The sequence below is a fragment of the Streptomyces sp. NPDC001668 genome (assembly GCF_042893155.1).
GTDB lineage: Bacteria > Actinomycetota > Actinomycetes > Streptomycetales > Streptomycetaceae > Streptomyces.
Genome location: NZ_JBIAUQ010000002.1, coordinates 116,783 through 143,492, shown reverse-complemented (window position 1 = coordinate 143,492; position 26,710 = coordinate 116,783). Strand labels below are relative to the sequence as shown.

Annotated in this window: 26 protein-coding genes and 2 pseudogenes; 14 read left to right on the top strand and 14 right to left on the bottom strand. The window is 69.1% G+C overall.

Going from position 1 to position 26,710, the window contains the following annotated elements; all coding sequences use genetic code 11:
• Positions 1-67: 67 nt before the first annotated feature.
• Positions 68-562, bottom strand: coding sequence for a MarR family winged helix-turn-helix transcriptional regulator (locus ACFYZ8_RS06160; RefSeq protein WP_388531870.1), 495 nt, complete (start codon positions 560-562; stop codon positions 68-70).
• 76 nt (positions 563-638) lie between these two features.
• The gene (locus ACFYZ8_RS06155) at positions 639-1,865 is read right to left on the bottom strand and encodes an acyl-CoA dehydrogenase family protein (RefSeq protein WP_388531871.1); all 1,227 of its coding nucleotides are present in this window, start codon (positions 1,863-1,865) and stop codon (positions 639-641) included.
• A gap of 63 nt (positions 1,866-1,928) precedes the next feature.
• Between ACFYZ8_RS06155 and ACFYZ8_RS06150 the strand changes: the two genes are divergently transcribed.
• The 8 genes from ACFYZ8_RS06150 (at position 1,929) to ACFYZ8_RS06115 (ending at position 6,733) form a co-directional block, all read left to right on the top strand.
• Positions 1,929-2,756 (top strand): NAD(P)-dependent oxidoreductase, encoded by an 828-nt coding sequence (locus tag ACFYZ8_RS06150; RefSeq protein WP_359038719.1) that lies wholly within the window; start codon positions 1,929-1,931, stop codon positions 2,754-2,756.
• 295 nt (positions 2,757-3,051) lie between these two features.
• The gene (locus ACFYZ8_RS06145; RefSeq protein ID WP_388531873.1) at positions 3,052-3,777 is read left to right on the top strand and encodes a flavin reductase family protein; all 726 of its coding nucleotides are present in this window, start codon (positions 3,052-3,054) and stop codon (positions 3,775-3,777) included.
• Complete coding sequence (locus ACFYZ8_RS06140; RefSeq protein WP_388531874.1) at positions 3,774-3,929, top strand: hypothetical protein; 156 nt, start codon at positions 3,774-3,776, stop codon at positions 3,927-3,929. The genes ACFYZ8_RS06145 and ACFYZ8_RS06140 overlap by 4 nt, the downstream gene beginning before the upstream one ends.
• 84 nt (positions 3,930-4,013) lie before the next feature.
• Entirely contained in the window at positions 4,014-4,289 is a 276-nt protein-coding gene (locus ACFYZ8_RS06135) for a DUF302 domain-containing protein (RefSeq protein ID WP_388531876.1), read from the top strand.
• A gap of 327 nt (positions 4,290-4,616) precedes the next feature.
• Positions 4,617-5,105 (top strand): hypothetical protein, encoded by a 489-nt coding sequence (locus tag ACFYZ8_RS06130; RefSeq protein ID WP_359038725.1) that lies wholly within the window; start codon positions 4,617-4,619, stop codon positions 5,103-5,105.
• Positions 5,098-5,481: a hypothetical protein gene (locus ACFYZ8_RS06125; RefSeq protein ID WP_359038727.1), complete on the top strand. Its 384-nt coding sequence runs from the start codon at positions 5,098-5,100 to the stop codon at positions 5,479-5,481. The genes ACFYZ8_RS06130 and ACFYZ8_RS06125 overlap by 8 nt, the downstream gene beginning before the upstream one ends.
• Positions 5,482-5,491: 10 nt before the next feature.
• Complete coding sequence (locus ACFYZ8_RS06120) at positions 5,492-5,947, top strand: PaaI family thioesterase (RefSeq protein WP_388531878.1); 456 nt, start codon at positions 5,492-5,494, stop codon at positions 5,945-5,947.
• A gap of 96 nt (positions 5,948-6,043) precedes the next feature.
• Positions 6,044-6,733: a winged helix-turn-helix transcriptional regulator gene (locus ACFYZ8_RS06115; RefSeq protein WP_388531880.1), complete on the top strand. Its 690-nt coding sequence runs from the start codon at positions 6,044-6,046 to the stop codon at positions 6,731-6,733.
• 79 nt (positions 6,734-6,812) lie between these two features.
• Here ACFYZ8_RS06115 and ACFYZ8_RS06110 read toward each other — a convergent pair whose 3' ends face one another.
• The 5 genes and pseudogenes from ACFYZ8_RS06110 to ACFYZ8_RS06090 form a co-directional block, all read right to left on the bottom strand.
• Positions 6,813-9,209 (bottom strand): SpoIIE family protein phosphatase, encoded by a 2,397-nt coding sequence (locus ACFYZ8_RS06110; protein WP_388531881.1) that lies wholly within the window; start codon positions 9,207-9,209, stop codon positions 6,813-6,815.
• 310 nt (positions 9,210-9,519) lie between these two features.
• Positions 9,520-10,389 (bottom strand): alpha/beta fold hydrolase, encoded by an 870-nt coding sequence (locus tag ACFYZ8_RS06105; protein ID WP_389049753.1) that lies wholly within the window; start codon positions 10,387-10,389, stop codon positions 9,520-9,522.
• Between the two features lie 112 nt (positions 10,390-10,501).
• Positions 10,502-11,316, bottom strand: a pseudogene (locus tag ACFYZ8_RS06100) (NADP-dependent oxidoreductase).
• Between the two features lie 462 nt (positions 11,317-11,778).
• A complete protein-coding gene (locus ACFYZ8_RS06095; RefSeq protein WP_359038737.1) occupies positions 11,779-12,351 on the bottom strand; it encodes a TetR/AcrR family transcriptional regulator in 573 nt (190 codons plus the stop codon).
• Between the two features lie 93 nt (positions 12,352-12,444).
• On the bottom strand, positions 12,445-12,942 hold the full coding sequence (locus ACFYZ8_RS06090) for a helix-turn-helix domain-containing protein (protein ID WP_359038739.1): 498 nt from the start codon (positions 12,940-12,942) through the stop codon (positions 12,445-12,447).
• Between the two features lie 92 nt (positions 12,943-13,034).
• On the opposite strand from ACFYZ8_RS06090, the gene ACFYZ8_RS06085 reads away from it, so the two are divergent.
• Positions 13,035-13,535 carry a PaaI family thioesterase gene (locus ACFYZ8_RS06085; RefSeq protein ID WP_388531885.1) on the top strand — a complete coding sequence of 167 codons (501 nt, stop codon included), beginning with the start codon at positions 13,035-13,037 and terminating at the stop codon, positions 13,533-13,535.
• A 298-nt stretch (positions 13,536-13,833) separates the two neighbouring features.
• Here ACFYZ8_RS06085 and ACFYZ8_RS06080 read toward each other — a convergent pair whose 3' ends face one another.
• Positions 13,834-14,517 carry a hypothetical protein gene (locus ACFYZ8_RS06080; RefSeq protein WP_388531887.1) on the bottom strand — a complete coding sequence of 228 codons (684 nt, stop codon included), beginning with the start codon at positions 14,515-14,517 and terminating at the stop codon, positions 13,834-13,836.
• Between the two features lie 534 nt (positions 14,518-15,051).
• Positions 15,052-15,642, bottom strand: a complete 591-nt coding sequence (locus tag ACFYZ8_RS06075; RefSeq protein ID WP_388531889.1) for a TetR family transcriptional regulator — start codon at positions 15,640-15,642, stop codon at positions 15,052-15,054.
• Between the two features lie 294 nt (positions 15,643-15,936).
• Between ACFYZ8_RS06075 and ACFYZ8_RS06070 the strand changes: the two genes are divergently transcribed.
• The gene (locus tag ACFYZ8_RS06070; protein ID WP_388531890.1) at positions 15,937-16,746 is read left to right on the top strand and encodes an SDR family NAD(P)-dependent oxidoreductase; all 810 of its coding nucleotides are present in this window, start codon (positions 15,937-15,939) and stop codon (positions 16,744-16,746) included.
• 86 nt (positions 16,747-16,832) lie between these two features.
• Here ACFYZ8_RS06070 and ACFYZ8_RS06065 read toward each other — a convergent pair.
• The 3 genes and pseudogenes from ACFYZ8_RS06065 to ACFYZ8_RS06055 form a co-directional block, all read right to left on the bottom strand.
• A pseudogene (locus ACFYZ8_RS06065) lies at positions 16,833-17,252 on the bottom strand (transposase); the annotation flags it as partial.
• A 652-nt stretch (positions 17,253-17,904) separates the two neighbouring features.
• Positions 17,905-19,794, bottom strand: a complete 1,890-nt coding sequence (locus ACFYZ8_RS06060; RefSeq protein ID WP_388531892.1) for a propionyl-CoA synthetase — start codon at positions 19,792-19,794, stop codon at positions 17,905-17,907.
• Positions 19,795-20,038: 244 nt separating this feature from the next.
• Complete coding sequence (locus tag ACFYZ8_RS06055; protein ID WP_388531894.1) at positions 20,039-20,950, bottom strand: alpha/beta hydrolase; 912 nt, start codon at positions 20,948-20,950, stop codon at positions 20,039-20,041.
• A gap of 433 nt (positions 20,951-21,383) precedes the next feature.
• Between ACFYZ8_RS06055 and ACFYZ8_RS06050 the strand changes: the two genes are divergently transcribed.
• Positions 21,384-22,394, top strand: a complete 1,011-nt coding sequence (locus tag ACFYZ8_RS06050; RefSeq protein WP_388531896.1) for an enoyl-CoA hydratase/isomerase family protein — start codon at positions 21,384-21,386, stop codon at positions 22,392-22,394.
• Between the two features lie 202 nt (positions 22,395-22,596).
• Here the strand turns inward: ACFYZ8_RS06050 and ACFYZ8_RS06045 are convergent, their stop codons facing one another.
• Entirely contained in the window at positions 22,597-23,610 is a 1,014-nt protein-coding gene (locus ACFYZ8_RS06045; protein WP_388531898.1) for an NADP-dependent oxidoreductase, read from the bottom strand.
• A gap of 160 nt (positions 23,611-23,770) precedes the next feature.
• Between ACFYZ8_RS06045 and ACFYZ8_RS06040 the strand changes: the two genes are divergently transcribed.
• The gene (locus ACFYZ8_RS06040) at positions 23,771-24,280 is read left to right on the top strand and encodes a helix-turn-helix domain-containing protein (protein WP_359038757.1); all 510 of its coding nucleotides are present in this window, start codon (positions 23,771-23,773) and stop codon (positions 24,278-24,280) included.
• Positions 24,281-24,313: 33 nt separating this feature from the next.
• Here ACFYZ8_RS06040 and ACFYZ8_RS06035 read toward each other — a convergent pair whose 3' ends face one another.
• Complete coding sequence (locus ACFYZ8_RS06035) at positions 24,314-24,919, bottom strand: CGNR zinc finger domain-containing protein (protein ID WP_388531900.1); 606 nt, start codon at positions 24,917-24,919, stop codon at positions 24,314-24,316.
• A gap of 65 nt (positions 24,920-24,984) precedes the next feature.
• Between ACFYZ8_RS06035 and ACFYZ8_RS06030 the strand changes: the two genes are divergently transcribed.
• Positions 24,985-25,860, top strand: a complete 876-nt coding sequence (locus ACFYZ8_RS06030) for an alpha/beta fold hydrolase (protein ID WP_388531901.1) — start codon at positions 24,985-24,987, stop codon at positions 25,858-25,860.
• Positions 25,861-25,971: 111 nt separating this feature from the next.
• Positions 25,972-26,682 (top strand): hypothetical protein, encoded by a 711-nt coding sequence (locus tag ACFYZ8_RS06025; RefSeq protein WP_388531903.1) that lies wholly within the window; start codon positions 25,972-25,974, stop codon positions 26,680-26,682.
• Positions 26,683-26,710: the final 28 nt, after the last annotated feature.

Here is a 26,710-nt window from a genome sequence, read left to right as displayed (position 1 = left end):
TTCTCGCGCACTGTATCCGGTCGCCCTCGGGCCGCGTCGCCGCGGACCGGATGACCCGCTGCTGCTGTCAGGCCCTCCTCGCGCTGCTCTGCTCGCGCAGGCCGTCGAACATGGCGGTGAGCGCGGGACTCTCGGCGAGGCCGCTCAACAGGGCGTGAAGCGAGTGCCGTTCAGTGGCGCCCAGGTCGGTGAGTGTTTCGCCGTCCAGACCGACGAGTGTGCGGTTGAGGTCGGCAAGGACCTTGCGCCCGTCGTCGGTGATGTCGACGGCGTACCGACGACGGTCCTGCGGATCGCGCGTCCGCTCGGCGTATCCGGCCCGCTCCAGGTCGTCGAGGCTGGTCACCATCGTCGCCGGGTCGATGCGCAGGAACGAGCCGAGTGCCAGCTGCGGCATGGCCCCGTTGTCGGCCAAGGCCTGCAAGACGCTGTAGTGGCGCACTCGCAGGCCGGTACCGCTGATGCCCTCTTCGGCGATCCTGAACGCCACCTGCCCGAGCTTGACCAGCAGGCAGATGGTGTGTTCGGCCACGGTCCCCGGTACCAGCGGAGCCTCGGACATCGTTTACCCCACCCATGGTTAGCCCTACGTATCGTCTGGGTCCATCGTACGAGAAGGCTGGGGGCGCGCGGGGCCGTCAGCCGACGATGGCCCGGCCGAAGATCTGCCGGGCGATGACCCACTTCTGGATCTCGTTGGTGCCTTCGTAGATCTCGCCGATCTTGCTGTCCCGGTAGATCGCCTCGACGGGGCCCGGGCTGCCGTCGGCACCGAGTTCGCGTGCGAAGCCGAGGCCTCCGAAGGCCTGGACGGCGTCGCGCGCCATGTCCACCGACAGCTTGGTGGCGTAGTACTTCGCCATCGCGGCCTCGGGCTCCGGGGACGGGTTGCCGGCGTCCAGGCGCAGGGCGGCCTTGGTGACGAGGGTACGGGCGTTGTCGATCTCGGTGGCCCGCTCGGCGAGCAGGAACTGCCAGTGCTGGTTGGCGGCCACCGGCTTGCCGAAGGCGTGTCGCGTCGACAGGTGGGCCACGGTGTGGTCGAAAGCGGCCTGTGCCATGCCCACCCCGGCGGCCGCGATGCCGATGCGGCCGTACGTCAGTGTGGACAGCGCGTGGCGCAGTCCGTGTCCCTCGGTGCCGCCGAGGAGGTCGCCGTCGGACAGGTGTACGTCCGTGAAGCGGATGTCCGCGGTGAGCTGGCCCCGGTTGCCCATCTTGCGGTCGGCGAGGCCGACGTGGACGCCCGGAAGCGCTGTGTCGACGATGAACATGCTCAGCCGCTCGCCGGTGCGGGCGAGAACCACCACGAACCCGGCCACGGACGAGTTGGAGATCCACCGCTTGTGGCCGTTCAGCACCCAGCCGGTCTCGGTGCGTACGGCTTCGGTCCGGACGGCCTGCGGAGACAGGTCGCTGGAGGCGTCCGGCTCGGTGGTGGCGAACGCCCCGACCACCGAACCCTGTGCGACCTGGGGCAGCCAGCGCTGCTGCTGCTCCTCGGTGCCCTGGCGCAGCGCGTTGCCCGCCAGGATGCAGTGCACGTCGAAGACGGCCGCGACGCTGCTGGAGTAGTAGGCCAGTTCCTCGATCGCCGCGGCGGTGGCGGTCGCCGGATGGGTCAGGCCGTCGCCGCCGACCTCGCCGGGGAAGGGGATCCGGAAGACCCCCGCCGATCCGAGCGCGTCGAACACCTGTCGGGGGAAGCCGTCCGTGCGCTCGTCGCCGTTCGCGATCGCCGCGGCGTGCGGAGCCACCTCGTGCTCCGCGATCCGGCGTACGGCGGCGCGCACCGACTGGGTCTCTTTGGGGGCGAGAAGCTCGTGGTAGAGCCGGTCGCTCTGGCGTGCGGGAGTGGAAGTCATGCGCGGACCATATCATTCGTACCGCTTATGATTAGTTAACCAATCGATTTTGGAGGTTCGACCATGACTCGGACGCTGGCCGGCAAGACCGTTCTGATGTCGGGAGGCAGCCGCGGCATCGGGCTCGCCATCGCGCTGCGTGCGGCCCGCGACGGCGCGAACGTGGTGATGCTCGCCAAGACCGCCGTACCGCACCCGAAGCTCGAAGGCACGGTCCACACCGCGGTGGAGGAGGTCGAGCGCGCGGGCGGCAAGGGGCTGGCCGTCGTCGGTGACGTCCGCAACGAGGACGATGTACGCACCGCCGTCAACGCCGCGGTCGCCGCCTTCGGGGGCATCGACATCGTGGTGAACAACGCCAGCGCGATCGACCTGTCGTCGTCGGAACAACTGGAGATGAAGCGCTACGACCTGATGCAGGACATCAACACGCGGGGCACGTTCCTGCTGAGCAAGGCCGCGATCCCGCACCTGCGCGCGGCGGACAACCCGCACATCCTCACCCTCTCCCCGCCGTTGAACCTCGCGCCGCACTGGGTGGGCAGGCATCTCGGTTACACGCTGTCGAAGTACGGGATGAGTCTGTGCACCATCGGGCTCGCCGAGGAGCTCGCCGCCGACGGCATAGCCGCCAACTCGCTGTGGCCGCGGACCCTGATCGACACAGCCGCCGTACGCAACGTGGTCGGCGGCGCCGGGCAGGCCCGCAGTCCGCAGATCATGGCTGACGCCGCGTACGCCGTGCTCACACGTGACGCGCGCAAGTGCACCGCCAACCTGTTCATCGACGACGAGGTCCTGGCGGACGAAGGCGTCACCGACCTGTCCGTCTACAGCCCTGCCGGGTTCGAGGGGGAACTCGCGCTCGACATATTCGTCGATCCGGCCTGATCCCGCCCGGGCTTCGGCGGCGGTCGGCCGGGCGTGTGCACCTCTTCTCTATCGCTATACATTTCATATAGTGGCTGCTAGCGTCCTTCGAGGATGACGCGAGTCACTCGAAGGACTGCGCCTCTTCTCCCCGCGCCGGTCTCTCCTTCGCGAGTCCTGAAGGCTGCTCCCGGTCCAGCGGGGCGGCGCAGCCCAGAAGCCCGCGCACGGCGACAGATGGACCGCTCGATCTACCGCACTGATGGCAACGGGGCCGGTGCTGTTCAGCCGGCCCGGCCGCTGAAGGGATCACTGAATGCACATCGACGCCGAGAACCTCACGGCCGCGGAAGCGTACAAGTTGCTGATCGGCAGCGTCATTCCGCGGCCCATCGCATGGGTCAGCACGCTGTCGGCCGACGGGGTCGGAAATCTGGCGCCGATCTCGTTCTTCACCGTGGTCGGTCGCAAGCCACCCATGGTCTCGCTGTCCATCCAGCCCCGGTCCGACGGTGTCACGCTCAAGGACAGCTTCGTGAACATGCGCGACACCGGTGAATTCGTGACCCACCTGGCCACGCTGCCGCAGGCGCTTCCGCTGCATCTCAGCTCGCGCGAATTCGAGCCCGACGAGGACGAGTTCGACATGGTGGGGCTGAAGAAGGTGCCCAGTTCCGTCGTGAAGCCACCTCGTATCGAAGGCGCGCCGATCGCGTTCGAGTGCGTGGTGGAAATGATCGTGCCCTCGCCGGACGGGCTCAACCACCTCGTGGTGGGGCGGGTCGCGCAGTTCTACATCCGCGATGACCTCTACCTTCCCCATGGGCGGATCGACACCGGTGCTGTCGCGCCGATCGGTCGGCTGGCGGCCGAGTACACGGTGGTCGACAACGCGTTCGTCCCGCCGCTGGACAGTGAAACGCTCGCACGGTTCGAGGGCCGCCGGATGCAACGACTCGACAAGCGCGACGACGGCTACTCGATGATCGACACCGACGAGTGGTCACCCTCCGGATCCGTCATGGGGGGAGACGACAAATGACCGGTCAGACACGCGTAGTCGCCCACGAGGTGCGTCGGCTCGAAGTCGCGGTCGACCGGCAGTTCGAGGAATTCCGTCAGTGCTACGAACAGGCGGTCCCTTCCTTCAATCCGGACCACTTCGGCGACCTCGACCCGGACCGCACCGACTGAGCCACGATCCGCCGGATCACCGACCAGCAGGCCCCGCACGGTTTCCTGCTGTATTGGCGTGGTGAGGCCGACCTGCTGATGCGGGTGGCCGGTCACGCGCGCCGCTGCACCACCTACCTCATGGGCAACCACACCATCGCCGAGCGCATGTATCGCCACAATCCCGGTGTCATGCTCTACGCGCCCCTGCGTACGGCCATCTATGAGAGCCGCGACGGCCGGGTGTGGTTCTCCGTCGATCAGCCCAGCACCCGCTTCTCCAGTTTCGCCGATCCGGAGATCGCCGATGTCGGCGCGGAGCTGGACGGCAAGCTCGCCGAGTTGTTCACCGCGCTCGGTCTCGTCGTTCCTGACCTGTAGTCCAGGGCGCGGACGAATGTCTGCGCGGCTTGCCGCCGTACTGCTATACAGTTCTTATAGTCGCTGCTGGCGTTCCTGGTGATGGCGAAGGAGTCACACCGTAGTCCGCGGCACCGGCCCGGGACGCGCTGTCGCTCACCCATCGGCACGCGCGTCACTGACGCGGAAGATCCCGGCCCGGGCCCCGTGCAGCTCATGCCAGCCCACCCGAGCCGGCGTCAGGGCCTCCCTCAACGGCGCGCGTGGCGCGGTCTTCTCGCCCCGATCGCCCCGACCGCGCACCGACCGGCTGCTGAAGTCCTTCCTTTCCGAAAGGGATCCGCCCACATGGCTGGAAACGCAAGCGCGGCCACTCGCGCCGAGGTGACGGACTGGTTCTTCAAGGACTACCTGCCACGGTGGGCCGCCGCGGCCGCGGGCACGTCCGGCGAGGGGCCCGAGTTCGTTCTCGACTACTGGGGCACCCCCTTGCATGTCACGGCGCTGGAGCAGTCGTTCTGGTGCCTCGACGACGCGAGCGTGCTCGCCTTCCTGGAGAAGAACCAGGCGCCGCTGCGGGAGGCGGGATACAGCCACACCGTGGTGCCCGACCGGCGGGTGTTCGTCTACAACACCGTCGGTGCCGCGATCGAGGTGATCTGGTCGCGGCGCCGTGCCGACGAGAGCGAGATCGAGCGCTGGGCGGTGCAGTTCAGCGTGGCCAGGTCCGACAAGGGCTGGCGTGTGGTCGGCATCCACTCGGCCGCCACGGACAAGGACCGGCTCGCCGACATCTGGTCCACCGGATCGGTCCTGGAAGAGGCGAACGATGGCTGACAAGGTCTATCCGCCGCTGGTCATGCCCGCGGGCGTCGGCCGGCGGAAGGTCACCGTGCGGAGCGACGGCATCGCGCTCGACGCGGACGTGTACCGGCCGACGAACCTCGCCCGCGACGCCGCCGTCCCCGCCGTCGTGCTCTCGCACCGTGACCTGCCCGACGACCCGGCGATCATCGACGAGACCCGGCAGTACCTGCGCGACGCGCAGCGGCTGCTCGCCGAGAAGCCCACCCCGCAGCAGTTCTTCGACGAAATCACCGCCCGCCATCCCGACCGGCTCAACATCGGCCCCGTCTGGTACGGCGCGCACGGCCTCCTCGGAGGTCCCACGCCCGCGGCGACCGAGGGCGACCCCGACCAGGCGAACGAGTAGAGGAGCCCAAGTGACACCGCCCAGCATCGAAACATCCACCGGCCCCGACGACGCACCCCTCTCCGCGTTCGTGGAAGCCGTCGGCCTGACCTTCACCGAGGTCACGGGCACACGTGTGCGGGGGGAGATACAGCTGGGCCCTGAGCACCACACCCCCTGGGGAGTGGTGCACGGCGGGGTCTACACCAGCGCCGTGGAGTCCGCCGCCACCGTCGGCGCGTCCGCCGCGGTAGCCGATCGTGACCAGGTCGCCGTAGGGGTGGCCAACAGCACGGATTTCCTCCGGCCGATCACGGCCGGGACGGTGGAGGTGCTGGCCGAAGCGATCCAGCAGGGGCGCAGCCAGCAGCTGTGGCAGGTGGCCGTCATCAGCGCCGACAGCGGCAAACTCATCGCCCGCGGCCAGCTGCGCCTGGCCAACGTTCCTGCCAAAAGCCTCCCGAACACCCCGGGGCAGCAGGCATGACACGCGCTTCTCGGACACACTCTCACCGGCACCGACGTGGCGATGGGTGGTGTACAAGCCGTATAGCGGAAAGTTGCCGAGCCATACAGTAGAGGCATGTCGACTGCGAGAACATACGGCCAGATGTGCCCGCTGGCCCGTTCCATGGACATCCTCGGCGAGCGGTGGACCGTGCTGATCGTGCGCGAGCTGCTGCTCGGGCCCAAGCGGTTCAAGGATCTCGCCGACACGCTCCCCGCTCTCGGGCCGAATCGTCTGACCGCGCGGCTTCGCAGTCTGGAGGCCTCCGACGTCGTTCGCCGGAGCACGCTTCCGCCGCCCGCCGGTGTGGCGGTGTACGAGCTCACCGAGCGGGGCGAGGGCCTCCGCGAGCCGCTCATCGCGCTCGGCCGGTGGGGTCTGGGGCTTCCGCCGTCTCCGGAGATCGATACGGCGACGACCAGGGCGGACCTCATCGCCCTGAGTGTGTCGAGTGTCGTCACGCCGGACAAGCTCGCAGGGCTCAAGGAGATCTACGAACTGCATGTGGGCAGGGACACGTTCCATGTCGAGATCGTCGACGGCCGGATGTGGACGAGGAGCGGCCCGTCACCCGTCCGCCCCGACCTTGAGGTCCACTGCCGTACGCGGACCTATCTCAAACTGATTTTCGGCGGTACCCAGGTGACCGACGCGGTGCGGTCGGGCGATGTGCGGGTGGCCGTCGGTTCGGACGAACTGGTCGAGCGTGCCTTCGACCTGATGTCCGGTACCGAGATCGATTACCCGGTGTACGTGGGGATCTAGCGGGGGAGAGGTCCGCACAGCGGGTGCCGACTGGTGCCGACTGGTCCGTCCTCCGGATGAGGTCAGGGCAGGCTTCCGCTCAGGCGGTGTGGAGGACCTGTTCCGCCCATATGGTCTTGCCCGCAGGCGTATGGCGAGTGCCCCACCGCTCGGTGAGCTGGGCGACCAGCAGCAGCCCGCGGCCGCCCTCGTCGCTCAGCCGGGCCCTGCGCAGGTGGGGGCTGGTGCTGCTGCCGTCGGACACCTCGCACGTGAGGGTCCGGTCCTTGATCAGGCGCAGCCGGATCGGGCCGGTGCCGTACCGGATGGCGTTGGTGACCAACTCGCTGACGACGAGTTCCGTGACGAACGAGGCCTCCTCGAGCCCCCATTCGGCGAGACGGTCGCCGGCGCGCTTGCGTGCCTCGGCCACGATCGCGGGATCACTGGGCAGGTCCCACGAAGCCAGGCTCTCCGGACCGAGGGCCCGGGCGCGGATGAGCAGCAGGGCGACGTCGTCGCCGTCGGCCGCGGGGTGTTGGGCGTCCAGGACTGTGTCGCACAAGACTTCGAGCGAGGGTTCTGGCCTGGCGAGTGCCTGGCACAGGCTGCGGTTGCCTTCGTCGAGGTCGTGATGGCGGCTTTCGATGAGGCCGTCGGTGAACAGGGCCAGCACGCTGTCCTCGGGCATCGTGAACTCCGCCGCCTCGAAGGGCAGGCTGCCCAGACCGAGAGGAGGCCCGGCCGGCAGGTCCACGACATGCGCCGCTGTGTCCGGTCCGACCAGGATCGGGGGCGGGTGGCCGGCGCGGGCCAGCGAGCACGTCCGGGACACGGGGTCGTAGACGGCGTACAGGCAGGTGGCGCCGACATCACCCGGGATCTGCGACGCCGCGGCGTCGTCCGCGTCATCGACGTCCTGGGGGAGCCCGGAATGGGTCACGATGTCGTCGAGGTGGGTGAGGAGCTCGTCGGGTGCCAGGTCGATGTCGGCGAGGGTGCGCACCGCTGTGCGCAGGCGGCCCATGGTGGCCGACGCATTGATGCCATGCCCTACGACGTCGCCGACGACGAGCCCGACACGCGCACCCGGGAGCGGGATCACGTCGAACCAGTCGCCGCCCACCCCCGCGTTGCCGCCCGCGGGAACATAACGGGATGCCGTCTCCACCGCAGGGTGGAGCGTCGGTCTCCGGGGCAGCAGGGACCGCTGGAGAGCCAGCGCGATGCCACGCTCGTGGGTGAAACGACGGGCGTTGTCCAGACAGACGGCGACCTTGGCCACCAGGTCCTCGATGACGGTCTGGTCATCGGGGCCGAAAGGGTCGGGAGAGGTCGCGTGCCGGAGGAAGAGGGCGGCTCCGAGGATCACGCCGTGGGCCCGCACGGGCACCGCGAGCAGGGAGTGCGTTCCGACCGCGCGGATGTACGCCACCTGGACAGGGTCCTCGGCAAGCCAGCGCACGATGTCGGGGTCCTGTATGTGGCCCAGCACCGTGCGGCCGGTGACCTGACAGCGGACGAGGGGAGACGACTGCGGAGGGGTGTGGATCGTGCCGACGCGAACAGCGGTGTCGGGTGGGAGAGGGCACGTGCCGCCCTGCGCGGCCCGCCGCAGCGGGACAGGTCCCGTTCCGGCAGCCGGCCCGGGCAGGGCACCACGAAAAACGTCCTCCACCAGGTCGACGCTGACGAAGTCGGCGAAGTGGGACACCTCCACGGTCACGTCCACGAGTTCCTGGGCGGTTCCCGCCACGTCCAGGCTCGCGCCGATGCGGGTCCTGGCCTCGCTGAGCAGGGCCATGCGTTCGCGGCTGTGGTGCTGCTCGGAGTAGTCGTTGGCCACCATGCCCACCGCGTGCACCCGGCCGTGCGCGTCCTTGAGGGGGAAGACGTCCACGGCCCAGGCGTGTGCCCGGGGTTCAAGCGGGAGTGCGACGAACAATTCGGTGTATTCCGGCTCGCCGGTCTCGCCGACCCTGAGGATCCTGCGCTCCGCCTCTTCGAAGGCGGCTCCCGGGAGGAATTCGGTCAGACGCCGGCCGAAGACTTCGCTCTGACCGAAGCCCACCGCCCGCCGTGCAGCCTCGTTGGCCCACAGCAGCCGCCCGTCAGGGTCGTAGATCGTCAGAGACAGGGACTGCTGCTCCAGCATCCACCACATGAGATCCTGCAGCTTGCCCGTCCCCGGTGACGGAACGGTCGTCACGAGGAAGTGCTGCTGTGGTGTGGCGCCGAGCAACGGGCTCAGGTGGGCCTTGATGTCCAGCAGACTGCCGTCGCGATGCCGCAGTGTCGAACCGTCGGCGGAGAGCAGATCGTCCAGGGGCCGGCCGATGATCTCCGCAGAGGTGTATCCCAGAAGCTCCTGGGCCTCGCGGCTCCAATAGGCCACACGCGCGTCCCCGTCCGTCACCGCTATGGTCACGGACTCGACGGGGTGGGCCTTGTCCGGCTGCCGTGCGCGTCGGCCGGGCGGCCCGCCGGTGCGATGCATGGCGCACCTGGCCCTTCTGCCTTGTGTGGGGGCACTGTCCACGATCGTACGGAGAGCGGCGGAGGGCAAGACGGGACGGGGGCCGCGGACCGGGCGGCTCAGCCGCGGGGTCCCACCCCGCGCAGAAACGTGTCGACGACGAGCACGGCCAGTGCGTCCGCGTTCTGCCGGACCTGGTCCGGGCCGAGGAACCCTTCACGCTGGGCCCGGGTGAAGAACTCGAGGGCGCCGGCGTCTGGCCGGCGGTCCTCGATCTTGTCGGCCGAGTCTCGGCCCGGGAGGCGCGGCTCCCCGTGACAGCCGCTCAGGTTCAGGACTCGAGAAACTCAAGGGCCCGGGGCACGAAGTCGTCGTGGCACTGGAAGACGCCTCCGTGCCCGGCATCCGGGTAGAGGGGGATGAGTTCGCTGTGGGGCAGTCGGGCGGCGAGGTCGAGGGTGTTCGGGCTGGGTACCATCCGGTCGTTGTCGCCGTTCGCCACCAGGGCCGGTTGGCGAATGACGGACAGGTCCGACGGCGCCTGGCGGCCCCACCGCTTGACGGCCTTCAACTGGGCGCGGAGCGAGGGCAGTGAGATGTCCTTGTCGCGGTCGTGTGTGCGCTCTTTCAGCCGTTCCAGGAAGTCACGTCCGGCCTGGCGGCCGTGTGCGGTGTCGGTGAAGAAGAGGGAGAGTTTGGGGTCCTGACGGGTCAGGGCGCCCTTGAGCGTGGCCTGGACGGTGAGTGCCGGGACCTTGTCGATGCCGGGGCCCCCGGCGGGGCCGGTGCCGGCGAGGATGACCTTGCGGACGAGGTCCGGCTCCTCCGCCGCGATGACCTGCGCGACGAAACCGCCCATCGACAGGCCGAACAGATCGACCTGGTCGAACCCGAGAGCCCGGATGAACAGCACGCCGTCACGGGCCATCGCCTCGATGGTGTCGGGTGTGGAGCCGCTCGATCCGCCCACTCCGCGGTTGTCGAAGGTGATGACCCGACGCCGTGCGGCGAGTCCGTCGACGATGCGCGGGTCCCAGTTGTCCAGCACACCGGCCAGGTGAACCAGGAGGACGAGCGGTACGCCGTCCTCGGCGCCGAGCTCCCGGTAGGCGAAGTCGTCGCCGCGAACGGACACGGAGCGGGTCGCCGCGTCCTTGTACGACGCCGTCGAGGGGGAGGGGGAGTTCCGCGGTGTGCTCATGACCAGATCCTTCTGTAAGGGGTTTCAGGGTGCTTTTCATGCCGCGGACGCTGTCGGTGTCCTGCTCGCTCTGGTGTACGGAGGGCCCTGACGGGCTGACAGGGCTGTTCCCTCACGTCATCTCGCCGACGACCTTGCCGGCCGTCGCGTGGCCCGCTTCGAGGTACTCCAGTGCTTCCCGGGTCGCCTCGAACGGGAAGACCGTGTCGACGACGGGACGGGCCTTGCCGGCTTCGACGAGAAGGGTGAGCTCGCGCAGCTGGTCGCCGCCGGCCCTCATGAACAGGAAGGAGGACGTCACGTTGCGGCGCCGGGCGGCTCGTCGGATGCGGAAGGTCAGCGCCGACATCACCAGCCGGATGACGGGATCGAATCCCAGCTCCCTGGCGAGTGCGGCGTCGGAGGGATCCGCGGCACTGATGACCTTTCCGTCGGGTTTGAGCACGTCCAGGGACTTCAGAAGCGTATCGCCGCCGAACGAGTCCAGCGCGACGTCGTAGTCGTGCAGCACCGTCTCGAACGCCTGCTTCTTGTAGTCGACGACGACGTCCGTGCCCAGGCCCTTCACGAGGTCGACGTCGGCTGTGCTCGTCGTGGTCAGCGTGGCCGGTTTGATCGCCACGTCGTCCTGGTGCACCGCGATGAGTTCGGCGAACGTACCGATCCGGTTCTTGTCGGGCCGCGCGAAGACCTCTTCGCCCACCGTGAACCGCGTGACGGCCGACCCCATTTCGATCACCACTCCGGCCAGGTCGTTGCCCAGGACGAACGGGACCTTGTACGGCAGGATCGCCTTCATCTCCCCGTCCCGGGTCATGTGGTCGAGCGGGTTGACGCCCGCGGCCTGGACCCCACCAGGACATCGTCCGCGCCCACCTCGGGGTCCGGCACTTCGCCGATGCGTACAAAGTACGTTCGTAATCCTATCGTGGCGACCGGTGGGTGGCAAGCAGGACCTTCGCCATCGGGACTGAGTTGGTGTGGGCGTCTGAGCTGGTGTGGTGCGGGCCGAGGAGGGATCGTCGGGTGGAAGGCGGTCGGTGATGCCGTCGCCTGCCGGGGTTGCGACGGGATCGGCACCGCACCCTGTGTGGCCCCTGTCCGCCTGTCCGCCTGTCTGCCTGTCTGCCTGTCGGTACAGCCAGTACATGCCCGTATGTCCACACCCGGGGTCAACCCGCCCGGCGCGTTTCTGGGTACCGACGGAGGCCACGGTCGCTCCAGGTCGACGACGGCGGACGCGACGTCTCCGTCGGCGGGGGCGGTCGTGGGCATAGCCGAACCGCAGTCGGAGTTGCTGGCCGCAGGTCCAGCGGTGACCGGGTCGGTGCCCGGGGTCGCCATGCGTGACGCGCGTGTAGCTCGTCGGCGAAGCCCCGGCGGCGCACCTCAGCGGATGAAGGCGAGGCCGTTCTTGACGCCCTGCTCAAGGATCTCGTCGGAGAACTTCCGGTCGGAGAGGGCGCGGGACAGCTGCAGCGTGCCCACCATCATGGTGTAGAGCCCGATGGCCTGACCGCGAGCGGCCTTCGGATCCTCGGGTGTCAGGCGGGCGGCGATCTCGTCCAGGATGTCCCGCGCGCCGACGGTGTAGGCCTGCTTGGTCCCGTCCTCGCAGCGGCCGATCTCGTCGAGCAGGGCGGCGGAGGGGCATCCGGTATCCGGGTGGTCCCGGTGCGCAGGCGACAGGTACTCGCGGATGAGGTCCTCGAGCCCGGCGCGGCCGGGCCGCAGTGTGCCGTACGCGGCGATCTGCGTCCGCAGTTGGTCGGCCACGACGTGGGCGACGAGGTCGTCCTTGGAGGCGAAGTGCGCGTAGAAGGCTCCGTTGGTGAGCCCGGCATCCGACATCAGCGTGGAGATGCCCGAGCCGTCTATGCCGTCCTGCTTGAATCGCCGGCCGGCCTTCTCGATGATCCGTTGCCGGGTCACCTGCTTGTGCTCCTTAGTGTAGCGCACCACGAGCTTCCTCCATTCGCCCCGTGAGGCTGTTGCCCCATGCCAAGCCCAAGCTATGGCCTGATGTACGTAATGTTATAATCGGAGGTGATTCGATCACCCTGTCCCGCAAGTCCTGTCCGATGGCTCCGGACGGCGGCGCGCGCCGGGCCCCAGCCGGGCGGTGACTTCCCCGGGGGTGAGGGCGGAGTGGTCCGCGGAGCACTGGACGACGACGCGGAGCGGAGCGTCGCAGTCGGTGTGGCGAACGTCCAGAACGGGGCCCTCGGAGCCGAGGGCGTACGCCTCGCCCCACTGGCTCAGCGCCATCAGGACGGGCCACAGGTCCCAGCCCTTGCGGGTCAGCCGGTACTCGTTGCGGGAGCGGCTGCCCGCTTCCTGGTAGGGGACGGTCTTCAGGACACCGGACGAGACCAGTTTGCGGAGGCGGTCACTGAGGACGGCTTCCGACAGGCCGATGTGGCGGTGGAAGTCGTCGAAGCGGCGGACTCCGTTGACGGCGTCACGCAGGATCAGCAGCGTCCATTTCTCTCCGACCACGTCGAGCGTGCGCTGGACGGGGCAGTTCTCCGTGCTCGCCTCAAGCCACTCCATCCCGTCATCGTAGGGGCCTGGCTTCGTCATTGACAGTCAGGTGAGCTCGCAACTAGCTTCATTTCCAAAAGTCAGACGGAAGGTGCTCGGTCGTGGGACGAACACGTACGTATCAATGGGAAGATCCCGCGATCCTGGCGGAAGCCGCCGGGCGCATGGCCGGCATCGACTTCCTGCGCGAGCTGCAGGATGGGCGACTGCCCGCGCCGCCCATCAACTACTCCGTCGACTTCGCCCTGGACGAGGTGGAACCCGGCAGGGCGGTCTTCTCGCTGACGCCGGGGGAGGAGCACTACAACCCGATCGGCAGCGTGCATGGCGGCATCTTCGCCACCCTGCTCGACTCGGCCGCGGGGTGCGCCGTTCAGTCCACCCTGCCGGTAGGCATGGCGTACACCTCGTTGGACCTGACGGTGAAGTTCCTCCGGCGGATCACCGTCGACACGGGCACGGTGCGGGCGATCGGCACGGTTGTCAGCAAGGGACGTCAAACAGCCCTCGCCCAGGCGCAGTTGGTCGACGGTACGGACCGGCTGCTCGCCCATGCCACCAGTAGCTGCATGCTCTTCCCGGTGCCGTCCTCGCAGGCGTGACCCTCAGAGGCGACCTGAGTCGGCTTCAGAACATGGTGTCATCGCTGACAGGCTGGCCGCGTTGAGCCACCGTGATCGACCCGTTCCTACGAGCTCACGGACCTTCAGCGTGGTGGCTCGTCATCCGGGATGTCCGGGGAAGCGAAGTGAAAGGTACGCCAAGGTGGTCGGCCGGCGCCCGGCCTGCCCTGGCGGCGGCAACGCCAGGCGGAGAGCCGCCAGGGCGGCGGTCAACGGTCGCCGACTGCTTCTCCGCAGACCGGTTCTCCGCAGTCCGGGGCCTCGCGCGTTCCGTGGATCAGTAGCGGTGGCCGGGCCAGTGCGGGTCCTCCCAACGGTCAGGACCGGTGACCCCGAGCAGCCGTATCCGGTGCAGCAGTTCTTCGGATACGCCGATGGCACGTAGCCGGGTTGGAGCATGGCGGACCAGCCATTCAGTCAGCTCGGTGCGCATCTCTTCGCCGTTCTCCCAGGCGTTCCAGGGCAGTTGGTCACCGAGCAGGTCGTACTCCCATTGTGTCGCCGCCTCGGCCAAGTGCTGGTCGGCCGCGGGACCGGTCAGTGCTTCCCAGGTGCGGAGCCACGGGCTCAGCGTGCCTGATGCCTCGGCGCTCAGTATGAGGACCTCGTACGCGGGTACGGCGGGATCCGGATCGGTGAGCGTGTGCGCCCACCAGGCGTTCAGGAATTCCTCGACTGCCGCGGCCTGCTCGGCAGGCCACTGCTGCCAGTGGCCGAATGCGAAGGAGCGTCCAACCTTTTCCATGCCGAAGAGGGGCTCGATGAGCCCGTTGACGAGGGAGGTGGCGAACTGGGGCAGAATCCTGCGGAGGACGGACGCGTGATCGCTCCAGTCGACGGCCTCCCATGTGCGCCGCAGGAGGTCGGCGTCCAGCTCCGTGTCCGCCATCTTGAGCTGGGCAAGATCTTCCGCGCTGCCCCAGTGGCAGTCGCAGTTGTGCTCGTCGGGATGGGCGGTCATCCCACGGAAGGTGACTGCCAGGCCGTCCATTGCGGCATCGAGGCGAAGTCGGGCGCAGGATCGGTCGAGGTTCATCATGAACGTTCGCCTTCGAGGACTCCGGGAGTCAGCACCGCCCGAAGATCGCTAACTTACCGGGGCGGGCCCCAACCCGCCATCAAAATGACAGCACGGCCAGAACTCCACTGCGTGGACAGGCCGACTGCGACCGCGTTCAAGCCCTCTTCATGCCGTTGACCAGGGCCGCACAGCGGGCAGGTCGTCTGCGAGGACGCGGTCCGTAGCCCCAGGGCAGTCCCCCGGTAGATCGCGCATGATGTCGGCGAAGTCGCGAACGTGGCGTGCGGTGGCGTCGAGGTGTGGCCAGTCGGCCCGGATTCTCTTTGAGCTCGGCCGCCGCTGCGGCCGGCCGCCCAGAGCCGCCCCCAGGCTTCGCGGCTCACGGGGCCGGCTGTCGGTCTTGCTGGGCACGGTCGGGCGGCTCGGGCCTGGCCGCTACGCCGCTGGGCGTGGCGGAGAGGGATGCGGCCGGTTTCAGGTGGGGCGACGGATGGCCTGTACGGCGGTGTCGTAGAGGTCGACCATGTCGGCCTGGCCGCCCAGGCGTACCCATTCCTCGTTGGCTGCCTGCATGCAGACGATCGCCGCGGCCGCGATCGCGCGGGCTTGCAGGGTGCGGCGGTCGGAGTCGGGCAGTCGCGGCTCGATCAGCGGTGCGAACAGGTCTTGCCAGCGGGCCTGCTTCTCGGCGTGTCCGGCGCGCAGGGAGTCGTTGCCGAACAGCAGCGTAATGAACTCCAGGCGCCCTTCCGCCGGTATGTCGATCTCCTCCAGCACCTGGAACGCCGCGCGCAGGGCCGTCCAGGCGTCCTCGTCGGCCGGGCGCTCGGCGAGGCGCGCGGCGATCAGCTCGCCCTGTTCGTCCAGGCCGCTGAGCGCGAGGTCCTCCTTGTTGCGGAAGTAGTTGAACAGGGTCCGCCGGGAGACGCCCGCGGCGGCGGCGACCTCGTCAAGAGTCGTGTTGTCGAAGCCCTTGGCGCCGAACAGCTCGATGGCCGTGCGGGCCAGCAGTGATCGCACCACGGAGCGGGTCTGTTCCCGGATGGGGGCCGGTTTCCGAGTCATGCACCGATGGTACGGCGTCTCGCACGATGCATCTACTTGCACTCAGTGCAAGGATGTGCGTAGGGTGAAGCCGTGAGTGCTGCGAAGGCGACCGCGCGGCCGAGGTGCGGGCATGGGGCGCCTAGGTCGTCAGTAGGTCATTAGGGACACGTCAAGCGCCACGACCATCGCCGAGGCGGGCTCCGAACCCGCCTCGGCGACAGATGAGCACCCGATGACGGTCACAGGCCGTCGCAAGGATGGAAAGGAGAAGGGGAGGAGGTCCCCGCAAGGGCACCGCGTCCCCCGACCGCCATGAACAAGATCGACTACCGCACCCAGACCACATTGATCACCGGCGCGAGCTCGGGCCTCGGCGCGGAGTTCGCCCGCCAGTTGGCCGAGCGCGGTTCCAACCTCGTGCTGGTCGCCCGGCGCGCGGACCGGCTTCAGGCCCTGGCCGACGAACTGTCGGAGAAGTACCGGATCAAGGCCACGGCGGTGCCCTTCGACCTCACCGCGCCGGCCGCGGGCCAAGCGCTGGCCCAGGAGGTGGCCCGGCGCGGGATCACCGTGACCAGCCTCGTCAACAACGCAGGATTCGGGACCCACAGCCCGTTCCGCGAGGAGGACCCGGCACGCGTCCAGCAGGAGATCGGCCTGAACGTGGCCAGCCTGGTCGACGTCACCAGGGCGTTCATCGACCAGCTGACCGGTGTCCTGGTCAACGTTGCCAGCTCCCTGGGGTACCAGCCGTGGCCGAACGCCGCCGTCTACGGGGCGACCAAGGCCTTCGTGCTGAGCTTCACCGAGGCGCTGTGGCAGGAATCGCGAGGGACCGGCCTGCGCGTGCTCGCCCTCTCTCCGGGCCCGACCCGCACCGAGTTCTTCGACGCGTCCGGCTCCGATGACATGGCCCGCGGTGTCCGGCTGCAGACCCCGAGCCAGGTGGTCACCACCGCACTGCGCACGCTGGACCGGCGCAACCCGCCGCCGAGCGTCGTCTCCGGCACCATCAACTGGGTGATGACCCTGACCTCGCGCTTCACCACCCGCCGAGCCAACGTTCTGGCCTTCGGTGCGGTGACCCAGTGGCAGATGCGTTCGCGTCGGCCTGGCCACTGACGCCTGCGGGCCACCGTCAATTGGAGGGCCCCGACTTCTGCCGCGCCGGCGGGACGAGGAAGCCATATTGACCTGCGAGAGGGCCGGCGGCCCATCTCGATCCAGGTCCTCGACCACGCGGCGGACTTGGGTGGCGGCGACGTCGTCCTCGGGTCCGGGACGGGCGGTGTCATGGAGCTGGCACCGGGAGGTCCGGCCCGATTCCAGGGCGGTGACGAAGGAGTACGTCCGGCCGGGGATGAACTGGCCGAGGAGGGTCCGCTGCGACCGTAGACGTGGCAGGACAGGCGGTCCGAGCTGGTCGGGGCGTCGGGACGGAGGCAGCTGCTGACGTCGACCTCCAGGACCAGGCGGCCGTCGGCGGCCCGCGACATCGGCAGACTGGCCGGCACCTGCCGCAGTCGGGGCACGTCCACGTTCCCCCGCGCGGGCAGGCACTCGAAGAACTCGTCCCGAAAGCGTGACGTCACCGTCAATGCCTCGCGCAGGACACCAGGTTGCAGCAGAATCCTTCCCCCACGGGAGTGGCTGCTTGCAGAAACGGGTCAAGTCGGGGATTCCGAACTATCGGACCCCAAGGGCCAGACATCGTCCGCGCAGAGATCGCCACGTCAGGGCCGTAGGCGAAAAGCCTTTCCTGGCAGACACCGCAAGGCGCCAGGATCCAATACCCGCGACCGCCATCGGCGGCGGTCACGCACACAGACGCCGCCACACGTCGCCCTCGCTTGAAGGCTTCACAGATGGCACCGGTCTCATGGCACAGGTTCACGGCGCTGTTCGGCGCGACCGGGGCGGTGCTCGTCAGGATCTCGCCGTCGTCGAGACGTAACGCGGCGGCTCCAGACCACTCCTGCCCGGGAAAGCGCGTGCGCGTCAACTCGAGGGCGGCATGTGCGGCGATGCCGGACTCCCTCGACCGCGCCGCAGAGCGCTGAAGCACGCGGACGTCGTCGGTGGTGGTCCGGAGGCGGACGGGCTGTCCGGTGGTCAGCACGCGAGCTGGCTCCGAGCCTTCTGTAGAGGTCCGTGTCCTGCCCTTCGTCGAGAGCCGGGTCAGGATGACAGGAGGCCGACGCGGACGGGGTCCGCGAGGTGATCGACCCCCACCCCCGGCCCGCGTGGAACATGCTCCCGTGGTTCATGTACTGGGGCCGCTCACGGCGTGTGACCGGCGCGGCGGAGGACCGGGCGCAGGGTTTCGATGACGCCGGGGTCGTCCACCGTGGAGGGGATGGGTTCGTCGTGGCCGTCGGCGATGCCGCGCATCGTCTTGCGCAGGATCTTTCCCGAGCGGGTCTTGGGCAGGGCTGCCACGACGGCGACGTCCTTGAGGGAGGCGACGGCGCCGATGCGCTCGCGTACGAGCTGGACGAGTTCGGCCTCGACCTCGGCCGCGTCGCGACCGGTGCCGGCTTTCAGGACGACGAAGCCGCGCGGGATCTGGCCCTTGAGCGGGTCGGCCACGCCGATGACGGCGCACTCGGCGACATCGGGATGGGCGGCCAGGGCCTCCTCCATGCTGCCGGTGGACAGCCGGTGTCCGGCGACGTTGATGACGTCGTCGGTGCGGCCCATGACGAAGACGTAGCCGTCGTCGTCGATGTGGCCGCTGTCGCCGGTGAGGTAGTAGCCGTCGTAGGCGGAGAGGTAGGAGGCGACGTAGCGGTCGTCGTCGTTCCAGAGAGTGGGCAACGCGCCGGGCGGCAGGGGGAGCTTCACGACAATCGCGCCGTCGGTGCCCGCGGGCACGGGCTCACCCGAGGGGTCGAGGACACGGACGTCCCAGCCCGGGAGCGGGCGGGTGGGGGAGCCGGGTTTGAGGGGTGCTGCCTCGATGCCGACCGGGTTGGCGACGATGGGCCAGCCGGTCTCGGTCTGCCACCAGTGGTCGATCACCGGGATGCCCAGGAGAGCGCTCGCCCAGTGGTAGGTCTCGGGGTCGAGGCGTTCGCCGGCGAGGAAGAGGTAGCGCAGGCCGGTCAGGTCGTAGCCGGCGGTGAGTGTTCCTTTCGGGTCCTCCTTGCGGATGGCGCGGAAGGCGGTGGGTGCCGTGAACATGGTCTTGGCCCGGTGCTCGGCGGCCACGCGCCAGAACTGGCCGGCGTCCGGTGTGCCGACCGGTTTGCCCTCGTACAGGATGGTCGTGGCGCCGGCCAGCAGGGGCCCGTAGGCGATGTACGAGTGCCCGACGACCCAGCCGACGTCGGAGGCGGTGAACATGGTCTCGCCCGGGCCCACGTCGTAGACGGCGCCCATCGACCAGTGCAGGGCGACCGCGTAGCCGCCGCAGTCGCGGACGACTCCCTTGGGTTTTCCGGTCGTTCCGGAGGTGTAGAGGATGTAGAGGGGGTCGGTGGCGGGGACGGGAACGCAGTCGGCCGGGGACGCGGCGGCCACCAGATCCGCCCAGTCGAGATCGTCGGGGCCCAACTCGGCGCGCTCCTGCGGGCGTTGCAGGATCACGCTCTTCTCCGGCTTGTGGGCCGCGAGTTCGATCGCCCGGTCCAGTAGGGGCTTGTACGCGATCACACGCTTGCCCTCGATGCCGCAGGAGGCGGAGACCACGACCTTGGGGGCCGCGTCGTCGATGCGCAGGGCGAGTTCGCGCGGGGCGAACCCGCCGAAGACGACCGAGTGCACCGCCCCGATCCGTGCGCAGGCCAGCATCGCGACGACGGCCTCGGGGACCATCGGCATGTAGATCACCACTCGGTCGCCGTGCCCCACGCCCAGTCCCGCCAGTGCTCCGGCGAAGGCCGCCACCTCGTCGCGCAGCTGCGCGTAGGTGTAGGTGCGCCGGGTGTCGGTCACGGGTGAGTCGTATACGAGCGCCGGCTGTTCGCCCCGGCCGGCCGCGACATGACGGTCGAGCGCGTTGAAGCAGACGTTGAGCCGCCCGTCGGGAAACCAGCGGTAGAAGGGCGCGCCCGAGGAGTCCAGGGCGCGGTGCGGAGCGACATCCCAGTCGATGCCTTCCGCCGCCTTCAGCCAGAAGCGCTCCGGGTCCTCGGTACTGGCGCGGAAGACATCCTCGTACGTTCCCATCGCGCACTCCTTTGTGGCATCGGGACGGTGGTGTGGTGGTGGTGTGGTGGTGTGGTGGTGTGGTGGTGTGCGGAACGGTGTCGGACACAAGTACCGCACGGCCGGTCGTCTTGGTCGAGCGGGATGCCGGTGACGGGTCCACCGGTCCACCGGTCACCGGCATCCCGGCGGTGCTGCGGCTGGCAGGCAGACCGGACATGAGGCCGGCGTGGCGGGCAGACCGGACGTCAGGCGCGGGTCTCGCTCACGCGCCGAGGTGCTGGCGCAGCCACTGGCCCATCTGCCCGATGGCCTGGTCCACCTCGGGTACGCGTCCGGCGCCGAGGATGAATGAGTGCTGCCCTTCGGGCATCGCGTGGGTCTCGGTGGTGACCTTGAAGTCCGCGAGGCGGCGGCCGAGCTGGGCGCCGTCGTCGGCGAGGGTCTCGTACTCGCCGTAGTAGACGATCGTGGGCGGCAGGCCGGTCAGGTCGGCGTGCACCAGGCTGATTTGCGGGTCGGTGAAGTCCACGGCGGGGTCCTGCAGCCAGGCGCCCCGGAAGAGCTCCAGCGTGGACCGGCTGAGCATCTTGTCGTTCGTCTCGTTGGCGTCCACTGCCGGGTTCCGGAGCGTGAGGTCGGTCCAGGGGGAGACGCTGACGATCGCGCCGGGCGTGGCCTCGCCCTTGGCGAGCAGGCGCAGCGGCAGCATCACCGCGAGGGTGCCGCCGATCGAGTGGCCGGTGCTGCCGATGTTCTGCGGTTCGTAGCCCTGCGCCAGCAGCCACCGGTAGGCGGTCTCGGCGTCGTCGAGCTGCGCCGGATAGGGGTGTTCGGGCGCCAGGCGGAAGTCCACGACCAGGGAGCGGGCGCCGGCCGCCTTCGCGATGTGGCCCGCAGCCTTGCGGTCCGAGTGCATGGAGGCGGCGACGGACCCGCCGAAGTGGAAGTGGAGCAGGGCGCGGTCGGGATCGGCACCCTCGGGGATGGCCCAGAGCGCGGGGACGCCGCCCGCGTCCACTTCGGCGTAGGTGACGCCTTCCGGCTCGGTCGACGCCTTGTGGTTCGAGTCGACGATGTCACGGATGACGGCCAGGTCGAGGCCCGGTGTCGACGACTTCGCGCTCACACTCGCGAGGAACTCCGCGAACGCTTGTGCCTCGGGGCTTACTCCCATGGTGGTGCTCCTTCTCAGGCGGATGCCGTGCCTGATTCCGCCGACGGCAGCCGGGTCGATGTGCTGGGTCATGACGCTACTGGCTGAGTATGGAAAAGTAAACTCAGATGGAACCGGTACCGACCGCAGGTGGCGGCAGCCGCGTTCGTCCGGCCGCCGACAGGCTCGTCGAGGGCGCTTCGAGCCCTGTGCGAGGATCTTGGGGTGCCCACCCTTCACGCCCGCGAGGAGCACAGGGGCGGGGGTTCCCCCTCACGCCTCCCGTGGCCGGGCATGCGCTCGCGTCCGCATCCGGCGCAGGCGACCCCGTCGTACCCGCCGTGGGCGAGATCCGGGTTCTCCGTACGCAGATCTACGCCTGACACCCGTCGAGTGAGGAATGTGATGGCTTACGACAACCAGGTCCCCGGGGACGACAAGGTGACGGTCACTCATGCCTGATGCCGCTGCGGTCGGGATCCTCACCGACGTCCACCGGGGCGTCGGCCGCATCCTGTTGAACCGGCCCAAGGCGCTCAACGCCCTCACCACAGGCATGGTCAGCGCCATCGACCGTGTGCTCACCGCGTGGGAGCACGCCCCGCTGTCCGCCGTGGTGTTCGCCAGCACCAGCACGAAGGCGTTCTGCGCCGGCGGTGACATTCGTACGATCCGCGAGCACAGCCTCGCGGGCGATGCCGAGGCCAGTGAGCGGTTCTTCGCCTCCGAGTACCGGCTCAACGCCCGGATCGCCGAGTATCCCGTGCCGGTCGTGTCGCTCATCGACGGCCTGTGCATGGGCGGCGGTCTGGGGCTGTCCGTCCACGGTGGCTTCCGCGTCGTCACCGAACGCGCGGTGCTGGCCATGCCCGAGACCGGGATCGGGTTCTTCCCGGACATCGGGGCCAGCTACTTTCTGCCGCGGCTGCCCGGCGCGATCGGCATGTACCTGGGACTGACCGGGCAGCGGATCGACGCGGCCGACGCCCTGTACACGGGGCTGGCCACGCACTTCGTTCCCGCGGATCTGCTGGGCACGGTGGGGGATGCCCTGGCCGACAGCCCCGATGAGCCGGTGGAGGCCGTACTGAACCGCCTCGCCGGCCGTTCCCCGGTGGCGGAGAGCGGACTGGCGCAGGCACGCGGCGACGTGGACTGGGCTTTCGGCGCGCCGACCCTCGGCGAGATCGAGAAACGCCTGCGTCACCTCGACACCCCTTGGGCGGCAGCCGCGTTGGGCGCCCTGGAGGCCGCCTCGCCGCAGAGCCTGGAGATCACCCACGCCTTGCTGGCCCGGGGCAGGCAGCGCACTTTGCGTGAGTGTCTCGACGCCGAACTCGCCCTGACGCGCACGACCATCCGTACGCCGGACTTCCTGGAGGGCGTCCGTGCCGCCCTGGTGGACAAGGACCGAGCTCCCACCTGGCGGCGTACGTCGCTCGGCGGAGGCGCGCCGGCGTCCTGAGCAGGTCCGCCGAGAGCGGGACATCGGCTGCGCGAGGAGGCCAGGAGGGCCGCGCGAGTCTGACTGTCCCTACGGAGCCGGATCCCATCGACCACGGAGACAGCGCGCCGCCGCTGTCGCGGTTGCGCGCGTTCCGGACCGAGTGGTGGGGCAGGGATCTGCTTGACCGTGCCGGAACCGAGGGGCTGTGGCCCTCCCCGTCTCAGCCGTTGCCGAGCCCCATGGAGACCACGACCTTGCCGGCCTTGGTGCGGCCCTGCTCGACGTGCGCCATCGCCTCGAGTGTCTGGTCGAAGGGGAAGGTGGTGTCGATGACCGGGCGGATCTTCCCGCTGTCGTAGAGGGCGGCGAGCTTGCGCAGCTGGGAACCGCTGGCCTGCATGAAGAAGAACTCGTAGCGCACGCCCAGCGCCTTGGCCTGCTTGCGGATCTTGCGGCTGAGGGTGTTCATGACCAGGCCCATGATGCCGGGGGCGCCGACCTGCTTGGCGAAACCGGCGTCGGGCGGGCCGACGACACTGATGGCCAGGCCGCCGGGCTTCAGCACGGTCAGCGACTTCTCGAGGTTCGCCCCGCCCACGGAGTCCAGCACCAGGTCGTAGCCGGAGAGCACCTTTGAGAAGTCTTCCTTGGTGTAGTCGACGAAGACGTCGGCGCCGAGGCTCTTGATCAACTCCTCTGACCTGGTGTTCGCGGTCGTCGCCACTGTGGCGCCGAGGTGCTTGGCGAGCTGGATGACCGTCGACCCGAGACCGCCGGCACCGGCGTGGATGAGCACCTTCTGTCCCGGCTTCACGTGCGCGCGCTCGACGAGGATCTGCCAGGCGGTCAGGGCCACCAGCGGCACCGCGGCTGCCTCTTCCAGGGAGAGCGAGGCCGGCTTGGGGGCCACGTCGTCCGCGTCGATCGCGATGAACTCCGCGAAGCCCCCCACGCGCAGGTCGCGTGGACGGGCGTAGACCTCGTCGCCGACCTCGAAGCCGCGTACGGCGGAGCCGACCCGCGTCACGACGCCCGCCACGTCGTGGCCGAGCACGAACGGGCGCTTGTACTTGAGGAGCTGCTTGAACTCGCCGTTGCGGACCATCTTGTCCAGCGGGTTGATGCTGGCGGCGCTCACTTTGACCAGGACGTCGCGGGCTCCGACGGTGGGCTCGGGTACGTCTGCGGCGCGTACGCCGTCCTTGCCGTACTTCTCGACGACGAACGCCTTCATGCCGGCGGCCTCTCTGCGTGGGAGTGTGGGTGGTTGGTGTGATTCTTCCGGCAGATTCCCCGACGCGCTCGTCCGTCGCGAGCGGCCGGGGTGATGTGCCGGTTACGACGTTACTTCCTGAGTATAGAAAAGTAAACTCAGGTGAGGTTAGAATCACCGCATGGAAGCAACGACCGAAGCTCTGCTGGACGCCGGCGTGGACCCCCGGCTCGACCGGGACGCGTCGAACTGCTCAATCGGCCGGACCCTTGAGGTCGTGGGCGAGAAGTGGACGATCCTGATCCTGCGCGAGGTCTTCTACGGTTCGTCCCGCTTCAGTGAGTTCGAACGCGTCCTCGGCTGTCCGCGCAACCTCCTCGCGGCGCGACTCCGGATGCTCGTGGAGGAGGGGATCCTGGCCACGGAGACCTACAAGGAGCCGGGCTCGCGGAGCCGGCCGAAGTACGTGATCACCCCCAAGGGCGTGGATCTGGTCCCGGCCGTGATGGGGCTCCTGCAGTGGGGCGACCGCTACCGCGCCGACCCGGAGGGCCCGGCCATGCTGTCCAGGCACCGTGGATGTGGCGCGCCCGTGGACGCCCAGATCCGCTGCGACCACGGCCACGCCGTACCCCCGGAAGACATCGAGAGCGTCCCCGGCCCCGGGTTTCGTCTGAGGCCCGCCGAGTGAACTGAGCGCGATGATGCCTGGAGCTCTCGGGGCTCAGTCTGCCGGGGTGTGCTCACTCCGTCTGGCCCGGGCCTGGTGGAGGCGGACCTTGGTGCGGTTGCCGCAGCGGGACATGGAGCACCAGCGGCGGTTGCGGGCGGGGGAGCGGTCCACGAAGCGCAGGGCGCAGTGGTCCGCGCCGCAGACGCGCACACGCCGGATCTCGGGGGACAGGAGCAGATCGACGGCGTCCAGGGCGATCAGCGCCAGCGCGGCTGAGGCGTCGGTGGCGGTGTTCGCGGTTCCGGCGGGCTCCAGCCGCCCGTCCGTGACGGCGATCTGCACGGCGGGTCGAGGGGCCTCGGCTGCCGAGCGGTTGAGCACGGTGATGTCGCCGGGCAGGGGCAGCCCGTTGTCGGCGACCGCGAGCACGGCCCGGTCGACCGATTCGCGCAGTCGCCGGCCCGACGCCAGGACGGCGGCAGTGCCGGGGTCCTGGATGCCCGGTGCGAGCAGCCCGGCTCGCTGAAGCCACACGGTCAGGTCGCCCGGACTCCGCAGCGTCTCCTCCGGCGTGGTCCGCCACCGGTTGCGGAGGGTGTTGGCGAAGTCCAGGCAGACCCGCCCGCCGTCCCAGATCCACATGTCGTCCGTTGCCACGCCTCCATTCTGCACATTAACTTAACCGTCTAAGACGGTTAGTCATGCTCGCGGGAGGCGCATCCATGGGACGAACGACGGTGACCACCGGAGTCGCACAGGTGGACGACGGGGTCCGCCTGCACTACGACCGAGCGGGATCCGGCCCCCTGCTCGTGCTGCTCCACGGCTGGCCGCAGACCTCCGACTGCTGGCGGCCCGTGCTGGCGGAGCTCGCGGCCGACCACACGGTTGTGGCGCCCGACCTGCGCGGCTACGGCCTGAGTGACAAGCCCAGGACCGGTTACGACAAGCGACGCATGGCCGCCGACATCGCCGGTCTCGTCGAAGCGCTCGGCTTCCAGAAGGCCGCGGTCGTGGGGCACGACCGCGGAGCCCGGGTGGCGCACCGGTGGGCGCTGGACCGCCCGGAGCAGGTGGAGCGGTTGGCCGTACTCGACATCGTGCCCACCCGGGAGATGTTCCGCCGCTTGGATGCCTCCCTGGCCTCCGGGTACTGGCACTGGCTGTTCCAGATGCAACCGGACCTGCCGGAGCGCCTCGTGGGACGCGACATCCGCGGATATCTCGAGTACTTCTTCGAGCGGTGGACCTACAACCGCCACGGCCTGACGTCCGAAGCAGTCGACGCCTATGTGCGGGCGTTCTCCCGTCCCGGTGCCATGCGCGCGAGTTTCGACGACTACCGCGCCATGGAGCAGGACGTCGCCCTCGACGACATCGACGCCGCCGAGGGGCGTCGTCTCACGATGCCGGTCCTGGCGCTGTGGGGTTCCGTGGGGCTGCCCTCCCGCCTGCCGACACTGGAGATCTGGCGCGAGTACGCGGACGACGTCACCGGTGCCGAGATCCCGGAGTGCGGCCACTTCATCCCGGAGGAGCAACCGGCGGCGATGCTGGAGCATCTGCGGCCTTTCCTGGCTGATGGGAGGGCTGTTTAGCGACGGTTGCTTCCAGGTCGCCGTAAGGCTGTCCGAGGCAGACGGGCGACGCCGACTGTCAGCGTGACATGCCATTCTGGCGGCCCGGACGAAGTCGGGGAAGGAGCCGAGGTGGCCTCGCTGAAGGAACGGTTGCGGCATCGGAAGACCGAGGTCTTCGAGGGCGCGCTCCTCGACGCGGTGACGGACGGTCCCACGGGCGAGGCCGAACTCGTAGCGGCATTGGACGCTCTTCCCCAGAGCCGTCAGGTGTCTGTGGTCGCGGTGCTGGGCGATGCCCAGGGCTCCGCGGGTCCACCGGCCCTGCGACACGTCCTGACAGCTGAGGGCATGTCGCGGGATCTGCGGTGTGCGGCGGCGCTTGCGCTGGCCAAGCGATGCGGGCCGGGGGCCTCCGCTGATCTTGCGCAGGCTCTGGCAGCGCGTGACGCGGTCCTGAAGAACTACGCCATGGTGGGTCTTGCCGGCGCTGGAGACGACAGAGCCTGGGACCAGGTGTTCGTCCGCCTGAGACAGATCCTGCGCCGTTCGGGACCACCCACCGGCCTCCGCTTGCAGCACCTCTCCGTGCAGTCGCAGGTGGCATCGGCGATCTGCTATCTCGGTCGGCATCTCGATGGTGCCGGTGGCGATCGCAGTGTTCGGCTCGTGGGTGAGGTGCGCGAACACTGGGATCGATTGGGCACCCCTGAACAGGTGTGGCTCATAGAGATGTGGCCGGGGTGTGTGCCTGATGGCCCACCAGCAGGAGAGGTTCTGCCACCGGAGGGCAGGCGTCTGGAATCCTGGATTCGTGATCCGCTCTTCGGCCCGGTGCACTGACCGGCCGCCCGCACGCGGCGAGGCGGAG

Coding starts and splice junctions, on each gene's coding strand:
- ACFYZ8_RS06160 (WP_388531870.1), bottom strand. CDS start 562: ATGTCCGAGGCTCCGCTGGTACCGGGGACCGTGGCCGAACACACCATC.
- ACFYZ8_RS06155 (WP_388531871.1), bottom strand. CDS start 1,865: ATGACTTCCACTCCCGCACGCCAGAGCGACCGGCTCTACCACGAGCTT.
- ACFYZ8_RS06150 (WP_359038719.1), top strand. CDS start 1,929: ATGACTCGGACGCTGGCCGGCAAGACCGTTCTGATGTCGGGAGGCAGC.
- ACFYZ8_RS06145 (WP_388531873.1), top strand. CDS start 3,052: ATGCACATCGACGCCGAGAACCTCACGGCCGCGGAAGCGTACAAGTTG.
- ACFYZ8_RS06140 (WP_388531874.1), top strand. CDS start 3,774: ATGACCGGTCAGACACGCGTAGTCGCCCACGAGGTGCGTCGGCTCGAA.
- ACFYZ8_RS06130 (WP_359038725.1), top strand. CDS start 4,617: ATGGCTGGAAACGCAAGCGCGGCCACTCGCGCCGAGGTGACGGACTGG.
- ACFYZ8_RS06125 (WP_359038727.1), top strand. CDS start 5,098: ATGGCTGACAAGGTCTATCCGCCGCTGGTCATGCCCGCGGGCGTCGGC.
- ACFYZ8_RS06115 (WP_388531880.1), top strand. CDS start 6,044: ATGTCGACTGCGAGAACATACGGCCAGATGTGCCCGCTGGCCCGTTCC.
- ACFYZ8_RS06110 (WP_388531881.1), bottom strand. CDS start 9,209: ATGCATCGCACCGGCGGGCCGCCCGGCCGACGCGCACGGCAGCCGGAC.
- ACFYZ8_RS06105 (WP_389049753.1), bottom strand. CDS start 10,389: ATGAGCACACCGCGGAACTCCCCCTCCCCCTCGACGGCGTCGTACAAG.
- ACFYZ8_RS06090 (WP_359038739.1), bottom strand. CDS start 12,942: ATGGAGTGGCTTGAGGCGAGCACGGAGAACTGCCCCGTCCAGCGCACG.
- ACFYZ8_RS06080 (WP_388531887.1), bottom strand. CDS start 14,517: ATGACCGCCCATCCCGACGAGCACAACTGCGACTGCCACTGGGGCAGC.
- ACFYZ8_RS06075 (WP_388531889.1), bottom strand. CDS start 15,642: ATGACTCGGAAACCGGCCCCCATCCGGGAACAGACCCGCTCCGTGGTG.
- ACFYZ8_RS06070 (WP_388531890.1), top strand. CDS start 15,937: ATGAACAAGATCGACTACCGCACCCAGACCACATTGATCACCGGCGCG.
- ACFYZ8_RS06060 (WP_388531892.1), bottom strand. CDS start 19,794: ATGGGAACGTACGAGGATGTCTTCCGCGCCAGTACCGAGGACCCGGAG.
- ACFYZ8_RS06055 (WP_388531894.1), bottom strand. CDS start 20,950: ATGGGAGTAAGCCCCGAGGCACAAGCGTTCGCGGAGTTCCTCGCGAGT.
- ACFYZ8_RS06050 (WP_388531896.1), top strand. CDS start 21,384: ATGCCTGATGCCGCTGCGGTCGGGATCCTCACCGACGTCCACCGGGGC.
- ACFYZ8_RS06045 (WP_388531898.1), bottom strand. CDS start 23,610: ATGAAGGCGTTCGTCGTCGAGAAGTACGGCAAGGACGGCGTACGCGCC.
- ACFYZ8_RS06040 (WP_359038757.1), top strand. CDS start 23,771: ATGGAAGCAACGACCGAAGCTCTGCTGGACGCCGGCGTGGACCCCCGG.
- ACFYZ8_RS06030 (WP_388531901.1), top strand. CDS start 24,985: ATGGGACGAACGACGGTGACCACCGGAGTCGCACAGGTGGACGACGGG.